Here is a 15228-nt window from a genome sequence, read left to right on the forward strand (position 1 = left end):
GGAGGCATGACGGATCTGGAGGCCGAACTGCGCAAGGTTGTCCGCGGTGACGTCGGTTTCGGTGCCACCGCTCGCGCGCTCGTCACCATGGACGCGTCCAACTACCGGCGCGTCCCGCTCGGCGTGGTCGCACCCCGCGACGCCGACGACGTGGCCGCCGTGCTGGAGGTCTGCCGGGCCCACGCCGTCCCCGTCGTCCCCCGCGGCGGCGGCACCTCCATCGCCGGACAGGCCACCGGGACCGGCGTCGTGCTGGACTTCACGCGGTACCTGAACCGTCTCGTCTCCCTCGACCCGGAGAGCCGTACCGCCGTCGTCCAGCCGGGTCTTGTCCTCGACCGGCTCCAGGAGGCCGCCGCGCCGCACGGCCTGCGCTTCGGCCCCGACCCCTCCACCCACAGCCGCTGCACGCTCGGCGGCATGATCGGCAACAACTCCTGCGGCGCGCACTCGGTGGCCTGGGGGACGACCGCGGACAGCGTGCGCGAACTGGACGTCGTCACCGCGCGCGGGCGGCGGCTGCGGCTCGGCCGGGACTGGTCCGGGGCGCCGGACGGGCTGCGCGGCCTGGTGGACGGCGAACTCGCCCTGCTGCGCACCGGGTTCCCGGAGCTGCCCCGCCGCATCTCCGGCTACGCCCTGGACGCGCTGCTGCCGGAGAACAGCGCCGACGTGGCCCGTTCCTTCTGCGGTTCCGAGGGCACGCTCGGGGTGCTGACCGAGGCGGTCGTGGACCTTGTGGCGGCGCCACCCGCGCGCGCCCTCGCGGTCCTGGGATACGCGCACGAGACGGCGGCGGCCGAGGCGGCGGCGGGGCTGCTGCCGTACGGCCCGCTGACGGTGGAGGGCATGGCCGCGGACCTGGTGCCCTCGGCGGTCACGCTGCCCCGGGGCGGCGCCTGGCTGTTCGTGGAGACGGGCGGGGAGACGCCCGAGGAGGCACGCGCGCGTGCGGAGACCATCGTGCGCGCCGCCGACGCCGTGGACGGCCTGGTCGTCACGGACCCGGCCGGGCAGCGGGCCCTGTGGCGCGTCCGTGAGGACGCGAGCGGTACGGCGACCCGGATGCCCGACGGCAGCGAGGCGTGGCCCGGCTGGGAGGACTGCGCGGTGCCGCCCGCGCGACTGGGACCGTATCTGCGCGACTTCCGCGCCCTGCTGACCGAGCACGGACTGCGCGGCACGCCGTACGGCCACTTCGGGGACGGCTGCATCCACGTCCGGATCGACTTCGACCTGCTCACCGAGGCGGGCGTCGGGCGCTTCCGGCGCTTCTCGGAGGAGCTCGCCGACCTGGTCGTGGCGCACGGCGGGTCGCTGTCCGGGGAGCACGGGGACGGACAGGCGCGGGCGGAGCTGCTGCCGCGGATGTACGGCGAGCGGATGGTCGGCCTGTTCGAGCGGGCGAAGGACGTGTGGGACCCGGACGGGCTGCTGAACCCCGGCATGCTCGTCCGCCCGGCCCCCCTGGACTCCGGCCTGCGCTTCTCCGTGCTGCCCCGCGAACCCGTCGACGTGGCCTTCGGCTACCCCGCGGACGCCGGTGACTTCTCCGCCGCCGTACGCCGTTGCGTCGGCGTCGCCAAGTGCCGTACGGCCGCGGCGACCGGTCCCGCCGTCATGTGCCCCTCCTTCCGCGCGACGGGCGAGGAGGAGCACTCCACGCGCGGGCGGGCCCGGCTGCTGCACGAGATGCTCGCGGGCGAGGTCGTCACCGACGGCTGGCGCTCGACGGAGGTCCGCGACGCGCTCGACCTGTGCCTGTCCTGCAAGGGCTGCCGCTCCGACTGCCCGGTCGGCGTGGACATGGCCACGTACAAGGCGGAGTTCCTGCACCACCACTACGCCGGGCGGCGGCGCCCGATGGCCCACTACACGATGGGCCGGCTACCGGTGTGGCTGCGCTGGGTGGCGCGGCTGCGGGCGGCCCGGGTCGTCAACTCGCTCGCGTCCGTGCCGGTGTTGGCGTCGGTGGGCAAGCGGCTCGGCGGGGTGGCGGCGGAGCGGGAGATCCCCCGGGTCGCCGCGCAGACGTTCAGCGGATGGTGGCGGCGCAGGCGGTCCGCGGGTGCTGATGGCCCGCTGGTGGTCCTGTGGCCGGACACCTTCACCGAGCATCTCTCGCCCGCCGTCGGACGGGCGGCGGTGCGGGTGCTGGAGGCGGCGGGGCTGCGGGTGGCGCTGCCGCCGACCCTGCGGATGCGAGGGCGGCCGGTGGGGGACGGCCGTACGCGGTGGGCGGTGCCGCTGCTCGGGGCGGGGCGCCGGGGGAGGGTGTGCTGCGGGCTGACGTACCTGTCCACGGGCCAGCTGGACCGCGCCCGGACGGTGCTGCGCACCACGCTGGACCTGCTGGAACCGGTACTGGCGGTCGGGGTCCCGCTGGTGGTCCTGGAGCCGAGCTGTGCGGCGGCCCTGCGCGCGGATCTGCCGGAGCTGCTGCACGACGACCCGCGGGCGGCCGTTCTGGCGGGCCAGGTGCTGACCTTCGCGGAGGCGCTGGAACGCCTGGCCCCGGACTGGACCCCGCCCCACGTGGACCGCCCGGTCACCGGCCAGACCCACTGCCACCAGCACGCGGTCCTCGGGGACGCGGCCGACCGCCGCCTGCGCCAGGCCGCCACGCTCTCCGGCGAACTGAGCGGCGGCTGCTGCGGCCTCGCGGGCAACTTCGGCTTCGAGAAGGGCCACGCCGAGGTGTCGGCGGCCTGCGCGGAGGACCAGCTCCTGCCGGCCGTGCGGCAGGCCCCGGAGGGGGCGGTGGTCCTGGCCGACGGGTTCTCCTGCCGGACTCAGCTGGAGCAGCTGGCGGGGGTGCGGGGCCGGCATCTGGCGGAGGTGCTGGCGGAAGGGCTGGACCAGGGGTCAGTATCTAATTAGCTTCACACACCTGACATAGTCCACTACCCTGGACTCAGAAGTACAGCACGATGAACGATAACCCGAGCCTCCAGGACTGCCCGTGACCTCGCCAGCGCCGACCACCGCCGCCTCTGCCGCCCCCGCCCCGGCCGGTGCGCCGCGCCGCGGGGGTTCCCTCGGTCCGGTCGGGCTGGTCTTCGCCGGGGGGATCTCGGTCCAGTTCGGCGGCGCCCTCGCGGTGACCCTGATGCCGAGGGCGGGCGCGCTGGGCGTGGTGACGCTGCGGCTGGCGGTGGCGGCGGTGGTCCTGCTGCTGATCTGCCGCCCGCGCGTGCGCGGCCACTCCCGCACCGACTGGGGGACGGTCGTCGTCTTCGGCATCACCATGGCCGCGATGAACGGCCTCTTCTACCAGGCGGTGGCCCGGATCCCGCTGGGCCCCGCGGTGACGCTGGAGGTGCTGGGCCCGCTGGCGCTGTCGGTCCTGGCCTCCCGCCGGGCGGTGAACCTGGTTTGGGCCGGTCTCGCACTCGCGGGCGTCTTCCTCCTCGGCGGGGGAGGCTTCAGCAGCCTGGACCCCGTGGGCGTCGCCTACGCCCTGGGCGCCGGGGCCATGTGGGCGGCGTACATCATCTTCAGCGCGCGTACGGGCCGGCGCTTCCCGCAGGCGGACGGACTCGCGCTGGCGATGGTGGTGGCGGCGGTGCTGTTCCTGCCGCTGGGGGTGGCGGAGTCGGGCGGGAAGCTCCTGGAGCCGGTGACGATCGCGCTGGGAGCGGCGGTGGCGATCCTGTCCTCGGTGCTCCCCTACACCCTCGAACTCCTGGCGCTACGACGCCTGCCCGCCTCCACCTTCGCCATCCTGATGAGCCTGGAACCGGCCATCGCCGCGACGGCCGGCTTCTTCATCCTCGACCAGGCCCTCGCCACGACGGAGGCGATCGCCATCGCCCTGGTCATCGCGGCAAGCATGGGCGCGGTACGGACACAGGTGGGACGGGGGAGGGCGAAGACGCCGAGGGTGGCGCCCGAGGCCTGAACCGGTCCGGATCAGCCGAAGACGCCGGCAGCGGTCGCGGAAACGAACCGGGTGAAGGTCTCGGGGGTGACGGTGAGAGTTCCGTGGGCGGGGTTCTTGGAGTCGCGGATCGCTATGTGGGGGACGAGGTCGGCGACTTCGACACATTCGCCTCCGGTGTCGCCGCTGTACGACGACTTGCGCCAGGTGGCAGCCCCGAGGGGCGCGCACTCGACGCAGTCGCCGCCCGTGCTTCCGCTGTACGTCGACTTACGCCAGGTCGTGCCCGTCACGTTCAGGTTCGATTCCATACCGTTCCTCCATCACACGGGCGATGAGGGCCGCCGAGTCGTCCACGGAGAGGGCGGCCGCTTGCAGATGATCGTAACGGACCGAACCCTCCCTGACGGCTTCAGGATTGGCCGTCATGTGCCCCTGAACGAAGTCCTCCGTGTAGACGATGTCGGGGTCGTTGTGGAAGCGAAGGAGGGTGAACGAGCCCATCAGGCCCGTGTGTGCACCCGCTCCGAAAGGCAGCACCTGGATCTCCAGCCACTTGCGCCTCTGCAGGGTCAACAAGTGCGCCAGTTGCTCGCGCATGACCTCACGGCTGCCAACTTCCTGATGCAGGACTGCCTCACTCAACACCACCCACATGACAGGTGGTTGCTCCCGGTCCAGGATGCGTTGGCGCTCCAGGCGCGCCGCTACCTTGTCCTCGACGTCCCCGTCATCCCTCGTGCTGAGGACTGCGCGGGCGTACGCCTTCGTCTGTAGCAGGCCGTACACCAGCTGCGCCTGATACGTGGAGACAAAGGTCGCCTTCGCCTCCAAGTCAGCGATCGGCTGAAACCAACTAGGCAACTGGCTCCGCAGAACCAACCCCACCAGCCGCGAAAACGTCCCGCCCGTCCCCAGCGCCGCATCCACCCGCTCGGAGAACTCCCGCTGCGGAACCTTCAGCGCCGTCTCGATCTGCCCGATCAACGACCCCGTACAGAACACGATCGACCCCAGCTGCGCCAGCGTCAGCCCCGCCGCCTCCCGTGACCGCCGCAGCTCGTAGCCGTAGTAGTCCAGGGGCGACGCGCTCGGATCAAGTTGCCGGATATTGGACACAGCGACCACCTCCAATCACCGAGAGTAGCCACAAGGATGCGCACGGGTACGGGAGTTGCGGGAAAAGAAATCATGCAAGCACGCTTGATTGATTCTCGGCCCACTGCCATGCTCCACCCCATGGCCGACCCGACGCCCGTGTTCGACGACCTGCGTGCAGAGAGCGATGAACTCGACCGGCTGGTAGCCGAGTTGAGCCCGGACCAGTGGTCCCTCGCCACGCCCGCCCCCCGTTGGACCGTCGCCCACCAGATCGCTCACCTCGCCTGGACCGATCACGCCGCCCTGCTCGCCGTCACCGACGCCGACGCCTTCGCCAAGGAGGTCGAGAAGGCGCTCGCCGCGCCCGAGACCTTCGTCGACGAGGGCGCCGAGGAGGGGGCGAAGAAACCGCCCGCCGAGATCCTCGCCGCGTGGCGCGCCGGACGTAAGGCCCTGGACGACGCCCTGCGCGCCGCCCCGGACGGTGCCCGTTTCCCCTGGTACGGCCCGCCCATGGCCGCCGCCTCCATGGCGAGCGCCCGTCTGATGGAGACCTGGGCCCACGGCCAGGACGTGGCGGACGCGTTGGGTGTGGTGCGCACACCCACCGACCGCCTCCGGCATGTGGCCCGCATCGGTGTGCGCGCCCGCGACTACGCCTTCGCGATCCGCGGACTCACCCCGCCCGCCGAGGAGTTCCGCGTCGAACTCGCCGCTCCCAGCGGTGAGGTGTGGGCCTACGGCCCCGAAGGCGCCCCTCAGCGAGTCACCGGGCCCGCCCACGACTTCTGCCTGCTGGTCACCCGGCGTGCCCACCGGGCCGACCTCGCGGTGCGGGCCGAGGGGGAGGACGCCGAGCGGTGGCTGGACATCGCCCAGGCCTTCGCCGGGCCGCCCGGTGCCGATCGGGAGCCCGAGGGAGACGCCGCGTGACCCTCCGTATCGGCAACGCCTCCGGGTTCTACGGCGACCGTTTCGACGCCATGCGCGAGATGCTCACCGGCGGTGAACTCGACGTCCTCACCGGCGACTACCTCGCCGAGCTGACCATGCTCATCCTGGGACGCGACCGGCTCAAGGACCCCGGCGCCGGATACGCGCGCACCTTCCTGCGGCAGCTGGAGGAGTGCCTCGGGCTCGCCCGCGAGCGGGGCGTGCGGATCGTCACCAACGCCGGTGGGCTCAACCCCGCCGGACTCGCCGCCGCCGTACGGGAACTGGCCGACCGGCTCGGCATCCCCGTGCGGGTCGCCCACGTCGAGGGCGACGACCTCACCGCCGCCCACCCCGGCAGCCTCGCCGCGCACGCCTACCTCGGCGGCTTCGGCATCGCCGCCTGCCTCCGGGAGGGCGCCGACGTCGTCGTCACCGGACGGGTCACCGACGCGGCCCTGGTCACCGGGCCCGCCGCCGCGCACTTCGGCTGGGCCCCCACGGACCACGACCGGCTGGCGGGCGCCGTCGTCGCCGGACATGTGCTGGAGTGCGGGGCGCAGGCCACCGGCGGGAACTACGCCTTCTTCCAGGGCCGGGACGTCCGCCGGCCCGGCTTCCCGCTCGCCGAGATCCACGAGGACGGCACCGCCGTCATCACCAAGCACCCCGGCACGGGCGGCTTCGTCGACATCGGCACCGTCACCGCCCAGCTCCTGTACGAGACCTCCGGCGCCCGGTACGCCGGGCCCGACGTCACCGCCCGGCTGGACACCGTCCGGCTCTCCCAGGACGGCCCCGACCGCGTCCGCATCGGCCCGGTGCGCGGCGAGGCCCCGCCGCCCACCCTCAAGGTCGGCGTCAACCGGCTCGGCGGGTTCCGCAACGAGGTCGTCTTCGTGCTCACCGGGCTCGACATCGAGGCCAAGGCCGAGCTGGTGCGCGCGCAGCTGACCGACGCGCTGGCCAAGTCGCCGCCCGCCGAGGCCCGGTGGGATCTCGTCCGTACCGACCGGGCCGACGCCCCGACCGAGGAGACGGCCAGCGCCCTGCTCCGGCTCGTCGTCCGGGACCCGGACCAGACGGCCGTCGGGCGGGCGCTCAGCGGGGCCGCCATCGAACTCGCCCTCGCCAGCTACCCCGGGTTCCATGTGCTCGCACCACCCGGAAAGGGCGCTCCCTACGGGGTCTTCGAGGATGTGTACGTCCCCCATGGCGCCGCCGCACATGTGGCCGTCCTCCATGACGGCCGGCGGATCCATGTGGCGCCGCCCCAGGACACCCGCGTACTCGACGACCTGCCGGAGCCCGCGCTTCCCGACCCGCCGGTATCCGGACCCCGTACCCGCGCCCCGCTCGGCCTCGTCGCCGGGGCCCGCAGCGGCGACAAGGGCGGCAACGCCAACGTGGGCGTGTGGGTGCGCACCGACGAGGCATGGCGCTGGCTCGCGCACGAGCTGACCGTCGACCGGTTCCGGGAACTGCTCCCCGAGTGCGCGGAGCTGCCCGTGCGCCGCCACGCGCTCCCCGCACTGCGTGCCCTGAACTTCGTCGTCGAGGGCATCCTCGGCGCCGGAGTCGCCGCCCAGCACCGTTTCGACCCGCAGGCCAAGGCGCTCGGCGAGTGGCTGCGCTCCCGGCACCTGGACATACCGGAGGCCCTCCTGTGACGGTTCTCAGCACCGCCCTCGACCCCCGGGGCGGCGACTACCGGGCCCATCGCGAGGCCATGCTCGCCAAGCTCGCCGACCTCGACGCCGAGCACGCCAAGGCCCTCGCGGGCGGCGGCGAGAAGTACGTCGAGCGGCACCGCAAGCGCGGCAAGCTCCTCGCGCGGGAGCGCATCGAGCTGCTGCTCGATCCCGACACGCCCTTCCTGGAGCTGTCCCCGCTGGCCGCCTGGGGGAGCGACTACGCCGTCGGCGCCTCCCTCGTCACCGGCATCGGGGTCGTCGAGGGCGTGGAGTGCCTGATCACCGCCAACGATCCGACCGTGCGCGGGGGTGCCAGCAACCCCTGGTCGCTGAAGAAGGCCCTGCGCGCAAACGACATCGCGCTCGCCAACCGGCTGCCCTGCATCAGCCTGGTGGAGTCCGGCGGCGCCGACCTCCCGTCCCAGAAGGAGATCTTCATCCCCGGCGGGGCCATCTTCCGCGACCTGACCCGGCTGTCCGCCGCCGGGATCCCCACCGTCGCCGTCGTCTTCGGCAACTCCACCGCCGGCGGCGCCTACGTCCCCGGCATGTCCGACCACGTGATCATGGTCAAGGAGCGCGCCAAGGTGTTCCTCGGCGGGCCCCCGCTGGTCAAGATGGCCACCGGTGAGGAGAGCGACGACGAGTCGCTGGGCGGCGCCGAGATGCACGCGCGCGTGTCGGGGCTCGCGGACTACTTCGCCGTGGACGAGCGGGACGCGTTGCGGCAGGCGCGCCGGGTCGTCGCCCGGCTCAACCACCGCAAGGCGTACCCGGATCCGGGGCCGGCCGAGCCGCCCGAGTACGACGCCGAGGAACTGCTCGGCATCGTCCCGGGCGACCTGCGCACACCCTTCGACCCGCGTGAGGTCATCGCCCGCATCGTCGACGCCTCCGACTTCGACGAGTTCAAGCCGCTGTACGGGACGAGCCTGGCCACCGGGTGGGCACGGCTGCACGGTTACCCGGTCGGCATCCTCGCCAACGCCCAGGGCGTGCTGTTCAGCGCGGAGTCGCAGAAGGCCGCCCAGTTCATCCAGCTGGCGAACCAGCGGGACATCCCGCTCCTCTTCCTGCACAACACCACCGGCTACATGGTCGGCAAGGAGTACGAGCAGGGCGGGATCATCAAGCACGGCGCGATGATGATCAACGCGGTGTCCAACTCCCGCGTCCCGCACCTGTCCGTGCTCCTGGGGGCCTCCTACGGCGCCGGACACTACGGCATGTGCGGGCGGGCCTACGATCCGCGCTTCCTGTTCGCCTGGCCCAGCGCCAAGTCGGCCGTCATGGGCCCCCAGCAGCTCGCCGGTGTCCTGTCCATCGTCGCCCGCCAGTCGGCGGCCGCCAAAGGGCTGCCGTACGACGACGAGGGGGACGCGGCCCTGCGGGCCATGGTGGAGCAGCAGATCGAGTCCGAGTCGCTGCCCATGTTCCTGTCCGGGCGGCTGTACGACGACGGCGTCATCGACCCGCGCGACACCCGCACCGTGCTCGGCCTGTGCCTGTCCGCCGTCCACACGGCGCCCTACCAGGGCGCGCGCGGTGGCTTCGGCGTCTTCCGGATGTGAGGGATCAGCAGTGATCACTTCTGTACTCGTCGCCAACCGGGGCGAGATCGCCTGCCGGGTCTTCCGCACCTGCCACGAGGCGGGGATCCGGACCGTCGCCGTGCACTCGGACGCCGACGACAACGCCCTCCACACGCGCGTGGCCGACACCGCGGTACGGCTGCCGGGGGCGACGCCCGCCGAGACGTACCTGCGCGGCGATCTGATCGTGAAGGCCGCCGTCGCGGCCGGCGCGGACGCCGTGCACCCCGGCTACGGCTTCCTCTCCGAGAACGCCGGCTTCGCGCGTGCCGTGCTGGACGCGGGCCTGATCTGGATCGGGCCGCCGCCGGAGGCCATCGAGGCGATGGCCTCCAAGACCCGCGCGAAGGAGCTGATGGGGCTCGCGCCGCTGGGCGAGGTCACGTCGGGCGACCTGCCGGTCCTCGTGAAGGCCGCCGCGGGCGGCGGGGGGCGCGGGATGCGGATCGTGCGCCGCCTCGACGAACTCGACGCCGCCCTGGAGGCCGCCCGCGCGGAGGCCACCAGCGCCTTCGGCGACGGCGAGGTCTTCGTCGAGCCCTATGTGGAGCACGGCCGGCACGTCGAGGTGCAGGTGCTCGCGGACACGCACGGCACGGTGTGGGCGCTCGGCACCCGCGACTGCTCCCTCCAGCGCCGCCACCAGAAGGTCGTCGAGGAGGCACCGGCACCCGGCCTCTCGGACCGGCTCGAGGAGCAGCTGCGCACGCTGGCCGTACGCGCCGCGCGTGCCGTCCGCTACGTCGGCGCGGGCACCGTCGAGTTCCTCGTCGCCGACGACACCGCGCACTTCCTGGAGATGAACACCCGCCTCCAGGTCGAACACCCCGTGACCGAAGCCGTGTTCGGCGTCGACCTGGTCGCCCTGCAACTGAGCGTCGCCGAGGGGCAGCCCCTCGCCGACGAGCCCCCACGCGCGCGTGGCCACGCGATCGAGGCCCGCCTCTACGCCGAGGACCCGGCCCGCGACTGGGCCCCGCAGACCGGCACCCTGCACCGGCTCGCCGTCCCCGACGGCGTGCGCCTGGACAGCGGCTACGGCGACGGCGACGAGATCGGCGTCCACTACGACCCGATGCTCGCCAAGCTGATCGCCCACGCCCCCACCCGCGCGGGCGCGCTCCGAAAACTCGCGGGCGCCCTGGAGAGGGCCACGATCCACGGCCCGGTCACCAACCGCGACCTCCTCGTCCGCTCCCTGCGCCACGAGGAGTTCACCACGGCCCGGATGAACACCGGCTTCTACGACCGCCACCTCCCCGCCCTCACCGACCCCGCCCCCGACCCGCACGCCCCCCTGGCCGCCGCCCTGGCCGACGCCCACCGCACGGGCTCCCGCTTCGGCGGCTGGCGCAACGTGCCCTCCCAGCCGCAGATCAAGCGCTACGCCATGGCGGGCGAGGAGCACGAGGTCCGCTACCGCCACACCAGGGCGGGCCTGGAGGCGGACGGCGTACGCGTCGTACAGACGGGCGCCGGCCGGGTCGTACTCGAAGTGGACGGCGTACAGCGCAGGTTCGAGGTGGCGCGCTACGGCGACGCCCTGTACGTCAACGACACGGCCCTGAAACCCCTGCCCCGCTTCCCCGATCCCACGGCCCAGCTCGCCCCGGGCTCCCTCCTCGCCCCCATGCCGGGCACGGTCGTCCGCCTCGCGGACGGACTGGCCGTAGGAGCCGCCGTACGGGCCGGAGAGCCCCTGCTGTGGCTGGAGGCGATGAAGATGGAACACAAGATCACAGCACCGGTCACGGGAACGCTGACGGCCTTGCAGGCCGTGCGCGGACAACAGGTGACGGTGGGCGCTCTGCTGGCGGTCGTCGAGCCCACCTAGGGGCGCGGGGCCGTGTCAATTTGCGGCTACCGCCGCGTGGGCGCGAGCAACCACACAAGACCCGCACCCGGGAAGGATCCCCATGCACCCCACCCTCGAATCCGAAGAACACAAGGCCCTCCGATCAGCCGTCGCCGCCCTCGGCAAACGCCACGGCCGCCACTACGACCGCAAAGCCCTCTGGGAAGACGCAGCCAAACTCGGCTACCTCGGCGTCAACCTGCCGGAGGAATACGGCGGCGGAGGCGGCGGCATCGCCGAACTCTCCATCGTGCTGGAGGAGTTGGGTGCCGCCGGCTGCCCCCTCCTCATGATGGTCGTCTCCCCCGCCATCTGCGGCACAGTGATCGCCCGCTTCGGAACAGACGCCCAAAAACAGGAGTGGCTCCCCGCCCTCGCCGACGGCACCCGCACCATGGCCTTCGGCATCACCGAACCCGACGCCGGTTCCAACAGCCACCGCATCACCACCACCGCCCGCCGGGACGGCGCCGACTGGCTGCTCACCGGCCGCAAGGTCTTCATCTCCGGCGTCGACATCGCGGACGCGACCCTCATCGTCGGCCGCACCGCGGACGCCCGCACCGGCAACCTCAAGCCCTGCCTGTTCATCGTCCCGCGCGACGCCGAAGGCTTCCGACGGCGGCAGATCGACATGGAACTCAACGCCGCCGAGAAGCAGTTCGAGCTGACCCTGGACGACGTACGGCTCCCCGCCGACGCGCTCGTCGGCGACGAGGACGCGGGACTCCTCCAGCTGTTCGCCGGGCTCAACCCCGAACGCGTCATGACCGCCGCGTTCGCGATCGGCATGGGCCGCTACGCCCTCGCGCAAGCGATCGCGTACGCCCGCGACCGCACCGTCTGGAAGGCCCCGATCGGCTCCCACCAGGCCATCGCGCACCCCCTCGCGCAGGCGCACATCGAGCTGGAACTGGCCCGCCTGATGATGCAGAAGGCGGCCCATCTGTACGACGCCGGCGACGACATGGGGGCCGGGGAGGCCGCCAACATGGCCAAGTACGCGGCCGGGGAAGCCTGTGTGAAGGCGGTCGACCAGGCCGTGCACACGCTCGGCGGGAACGGCCTCACGCGCGAATTCGGGCTCGCGTCCCTGATCACCGCCGCGCGCGTGGCCCGCATCGCCCCGGTGAGCCGGGAGATGATCCTCAACTACGTCTCCCACCAGACCCTGGGCCTGCCCAAGTCGTACTAGGCCGTCTTGGAGGAACGATGTTCCGCAGCGAGTACGCAGACGTCCCGCCCGTCGAACTCCCCATCCACGACGCCGTGCTCGGCAGGGCCGCCGAGTTCGGCGACACGCCCGCGCTGATCGACGGTACGAACGGCATGACCCTCACCTACGCGCAGGTGGACCACTTCCACCGGCGCATCGCGGCCGCGCTGGCCGAGGCGGGGGTCCGCAAGGGTGACGTCCTCGCCCTGCACAGCCCCAACACGGTGGCCTTCCCGACCGCCTTCTACGCCGCCACGCGCGCGGGTGCCTCCGTCACCACCGTGCACCCGCTCGCCACGCCCGAGGAGTTCGCCAAGCAGCTGAAGGACGCGGAGGCCCGCTGGATCGTCACCGTCTCCCCGCTGCTGGAGGTCGCCCGGCGGGCCGCCGGACTCGCGGGCGGCATCGAGGAGATCCTCGTCTGCGACAGCGCGCCCGGCCACCGCTCGCTGATCGACATGCTCGCCTCCACCGCCCCCGAACCGCAGGTCGACATCGACCCCGCCGAGGACATCGCCGCGCTGCCCTACTCCTCCGGCACGACCGGTGTCCCCAAGGGCGTGATGCTCACGCACCGGCAGATCGCCACCAACCTCGCCCAGCTCGAACCGTCGATACCGGCGAAACCCGGCGACCGCATCCTCGCCGTCCTGCCCTTCTTCCACGTCTACGGCCTCACCGCCCTCATGAACGCCCCCCTCAGAAAAGGCGCCACGGTCGTCGTCCTGCCCCGCTTCGAGCTGGAGACCTTCCTCGCGGCCATCCAGGACCACCGCATCACCGACCTGTTCGTGGCCCCTCCGATCGTCCTCGCCCTCGCCAAGCACCCCCTGGTCGCCCAGTACGACCTGTCGTCCCTGAGGCACATCGTCAGCGCCGCCGCCCCCCTGGACGCCCAGCTCGCCGCGGCCTGCTCACGGCGCCTGAACCTGCCCCCGATCGGCCAGGCGTACGGCATGACCGAACTGTCCCCCGGCACCCATGTCGTACCCCTGGAGAGCATGCGCGAGGCGCCCCCCGGCACCGTCGGCAAGCTCATCGCCGGCACCGAGATGCGGATCGTCTCCCTCGACGACCCCGGCAAGGACCTGGACGTCGGCGAGGCCGGCGAGATCCTGATCCGGGGCCCGCAGGTGATGAAGGGCTACCTCAAGCGCCCCGAGGACACCGCCGCGATGATCGACGAGGAGGGCTGGCTGCACACCGGCGACGTCGGCCGGGTCGACACCGACGGCTGGCTGTTCGTCGTCGACCGGGTCAAGGAGCTCATCAAGTACAAGGGCTTCCAGGTGGCCCCCGCCGAACTGGAGGCACTGCTGCTGACCCACCCCGGCATCGCCGACGCCGCCGTCATCGGCGTCCCCGACGACAACGGCAACGAGGTCCCCCGCGCGTACGTCGTCCGCCAGCCGTCGGCCGCGGACCTCTCCGAGGGGGAGGTCATGATGCACGTCGCCGAACGCGTCGCCCCCTACAAGCGGATCCGCCAGGTCTCCTTCATCGACGGCGTGCCCCGGGCCGCCTCAGGGAAGATCCTGCGGCGCGAGCTCAGGGAGCGCGCGTGACACTGATCGGCCGTACACGCGCGCGGGGCGTCCACACGCTCACCCTCGACTCGCCGGACAACCGCAACGCCCTGTCGGCCAAGCTGGTCGGCGAACTCACCGACGCGCTCACCGACTGCGCCGAGGACCCGGCCGTCCGCGCGGTCGTCCTCACCCACACCGGCAACACCTTCAGCGCGGGCGCCGACCTGCGCGACCCGCCCCACCCGGACGCGCTGGTCGGCCTGCTGCGGCGGATCGTCGAACTGCCCCGGCCCGTCGTCGCCCGCGTCACCGGCCACGTACGCGCGGGCGGCCTGGGCCTGATGGCCGCCTGCGACATCGCGGCCGCCGCGCACTCGGCGACCTTCGCGTTCACGGAAGTACGGATCGGGGTGGCCCCCGCGGTCATCTCGCTCCCGCTGCTGCCGCGCACGGACCCCCGCGCCCTCGCCCGCTACTACCTCACCGGCGAGCGCTTCGACGCCCCCGAGGCGGCCCGGATCGGCCTGCTGACGGCCGCCGGGGACGACGTGGACGCCGTACTGGAGCCCGTCCTCGACGGCCTGCGGCGCTCCGCCCCCGAGGCCCTGGCCGAGACCAAGCGGCTGCTCACGGCTAGGGTGCTGGAGTCATTCGACCGGGACGCGGCCGACCTCACCGCGCTCTCGGCCCGGCTGTTCTCCGCCCCGCAGGCCCGCGAGGGGATGACGGCCTTCCTGGAGCGACGGGATCCCTCATGGGTGGTGTGAGTACGGCCGAACGCGACCGCGTTCCCAAGCAGGACCGCAGCCGGGCGACCCGGCAGCGGCTCCTGGAGGCCGCCGTGGCCTGTCTCGCCGAACACGGCTGGGCGGGCTCCACGGTGTCCGTCGTCGCCGAGCGCGCCGGGGTCTCCCGGGGCGCCGCCCAGCACCACTTCCCGACCCGCGAGGACCTGTTCACCGCCGCCGTCGAATACGTCGCCGAGGAACGCTCCACGGCCCTGCGGGCGCTGTTCCCGACGGGCGCGGCGGAGGACCGGCGGGCGGTGGTGTCGGCGCTGGTCGACCTGTACACCGGGCCCCTGTTCCGTGCCGCCCTGCATCTGTGGGTCGCCGCGTCGAACGAGGAGCAGCTGCGCCCGCGCGTCACCGAGCTGGAGGCCCGGGTCGGCCGGGAGACGCACCGTATCGCCGTGGAGCTGCTCGGGGCGGACGAGTCCGCGCCGGGGGTGCGGGAGACCGTGCAGGGGCTGCTCGACATGGCCCGGGGGCTGGGGCTGGCGAACCTGCTGACGGACGACCAGGGGCGGCGCGAGCGAGTCGTGGCGCAGTGGGCCGCCCTGCTGGACGGGACGCTGGGCGGGACCCCTTAGGGACTGACCTGGGGACTGACCTGGGACCTGACCCGCCTGCTGGACGGGACGCTGTC

12 protein-coding genes are annotated in these 15228 nt (G+C 72.8%); 10 read left to right on the top strand and 2 right to left on the bottom strand.

The window, feature by feature from the left end; all coding sequences use genetic code 11:
• The first annotated feature begins 6 nt into the window (after positions 1-6).
• Both ACWD1Z_RS10790 and ACWD1Z_RS10795 read left to right on the top strand, forming a co-directional pair.
• Positions 7-2880 (top strand): FAD-binding and (Fe-S)-binding domain-containing protein, encoded by a 2874-nt coding sequence (locus tag ACWD1Z_RS10790; RefSeq protein WP_451117441.1) that lies wholly within the window; start codon positions 7-9, stop codon positions 2878-2880.
• A gap of 82 nt (positions 2881-2962) precedes the next feature.
• Positions 2963-3901, top strand: coding sequence for an EamA family transporter (locus tag ACWD1Z_RS10795; protein WP_451117443.1), 939 nt, complete (start codon positions 2963-2965; stop codon positions 3899-3901).
• 11 nt (positions 3902-3912) lie between these two features.
• Here the strand turns inward: ACWD1Z_RS10795 and ACWD1Z_RS10800 are convergent, their stop codons facing one another.
• Both ACWD1Z_RS10800 and ACWD1Z_RS10805 read right to left on the bottom strand, forming a co-directional pair.
• Positions 3913-4191 carry a DUF397 domain-containing protein gene (locus tag ACWD1Z_RS10800; RefSeq protein WP_451117444.1) on the bottom strand — a complete coding sequence of 93 codons (279 nt, stop codon included), beginning with the start codon at positions 4189-4191 and terminating at the stop codon, positions 3913-3915.
• Entirely contained in the window at positions 4151-4999 is an 849-nt protein-coding gene (locus tag ACWD1Z_RS10805; protein WP_451117446.1) for a helix-turn-helix domain-containing protein, read from the bottom strand. Before ACWD1Z_RS10805 ends, ACWD1Z_RS10800 begins: the two co-directional genes overlap by 41 nt.
• Positions 5000-5119: 120 nt before the next feature.
• On the opposite strand from ACWD1Z_RS10805, the gene ACWD1Z_RS10810 reads away from it, so the two are divergent.
• From ACWD1Z_RS10810 to ACWD1Z_RS10845, 8 genes are all read left to right on the top strand, one after another.
• Entirely contained in the window at positions 5120-5914 is a 795-nt protein-coding gene (locus tag ACWD1Z_RS10810; RefSeq protein ID WP_451117448.1) for a TIGR03084 family metal-binding protein, read from the top strand.
• The gene (locus ACWD1Z_RS10815) at positions 5911-7584 is read left to right on the top strand and encodes an acyclic terpene utilization AtuA family protein (RefSeq protein WP_451117450.1); all 1674 of its coding nucleotides are present in this window, start codon (positions 5911-5913) and stop codon (positions 7582-7584) included. Before ACWD1Z_RS10810 ends, ACWD1Z_RS10815 begins: the two co-directional genes overlap by 4 nt.
• Complete coding sequence (locus ACWD1Z_RS10820; protein WP_451117452.1) at positions 7581-9179, top strand: acyl-CoA carboxylase subunit beta; 1599 nt, start codon at positions 7581-7583, stop codon at positions 9177-9179. The genes ACWD1Z_RS10815 and ACWD1Z_RS10820 overlap by 4 nt, the downstream gene beginning before the upstream one ends.
• Before the next feature lie 10 nt (positions 9180-9189).
• Positions 9190-11034: an ATP-binding protein gene (locus tag ACWD1Z_RS10825; RefSeq protein WP_451117454.1), complete on the top strand. Its 1845-nt coding sequence runs from the start codon at positions 9190-9192 to the stop codon at positions 11032-11034.
• Positions 11035-11116: 82 nt separating this feature from the next.
• On the top strand, positions 11117-12250 hold the full coding sequence (locus ACWD1Z_RS10830) for an acyl-CoA dehydrogenase family protein (RefSeq protein ID WP_451117455.1): 1134 nt from the start codon (positions 11117-11119) through the stop codon (positions 12248-12250).
• Between the two features lie 17 nt (positions 12251-12267).
• On the top strand, positions 12268-13836 hold the full coding sequence (locus tag ACWD1Z_RS10835) for a 4-coumarate--CoA ligase family protein (protein WP_451117456.1): 1569 nt from the start codon (positions 12268-12270) through the stop codon (positions 13834-13836).
• Positions 13833-14567 (top strand): enoyl-CoA hydratase family protein, encoded by a 735-nt coding sequence (locus ACWD1Z_RS10840; RefSeq protein ID WP_451117458.1) that lies wholly within the window; start codon positions 13833-13835, stop codon positions 14565-14567. Before ACWD1Z_RS10835 ends, ACWD1Z_RS10840 begins: the two co-directional genes overlap by 4 nt.
• Complete coding sequence (locus ACWD1Z_RS10845; protein WP_451117459.1) at positions 14555-15172, top strand: TetR/AcrR family transcriptional regulator; 618 nt, start codon at positions 14555-14557, stop codon at positions 15170-15172. Before ACWD1Z_RS10840 ends, ACWD1Z_RS10845 begins: the two co-directional genes overlap by 13 nt.
• The last annotated feature ends 56 nt before the right edge of the window (positions 15173-15228 follow it).

This window comes from Streptomyces sp. NPDC002784 (assembly GCF_053592135.1).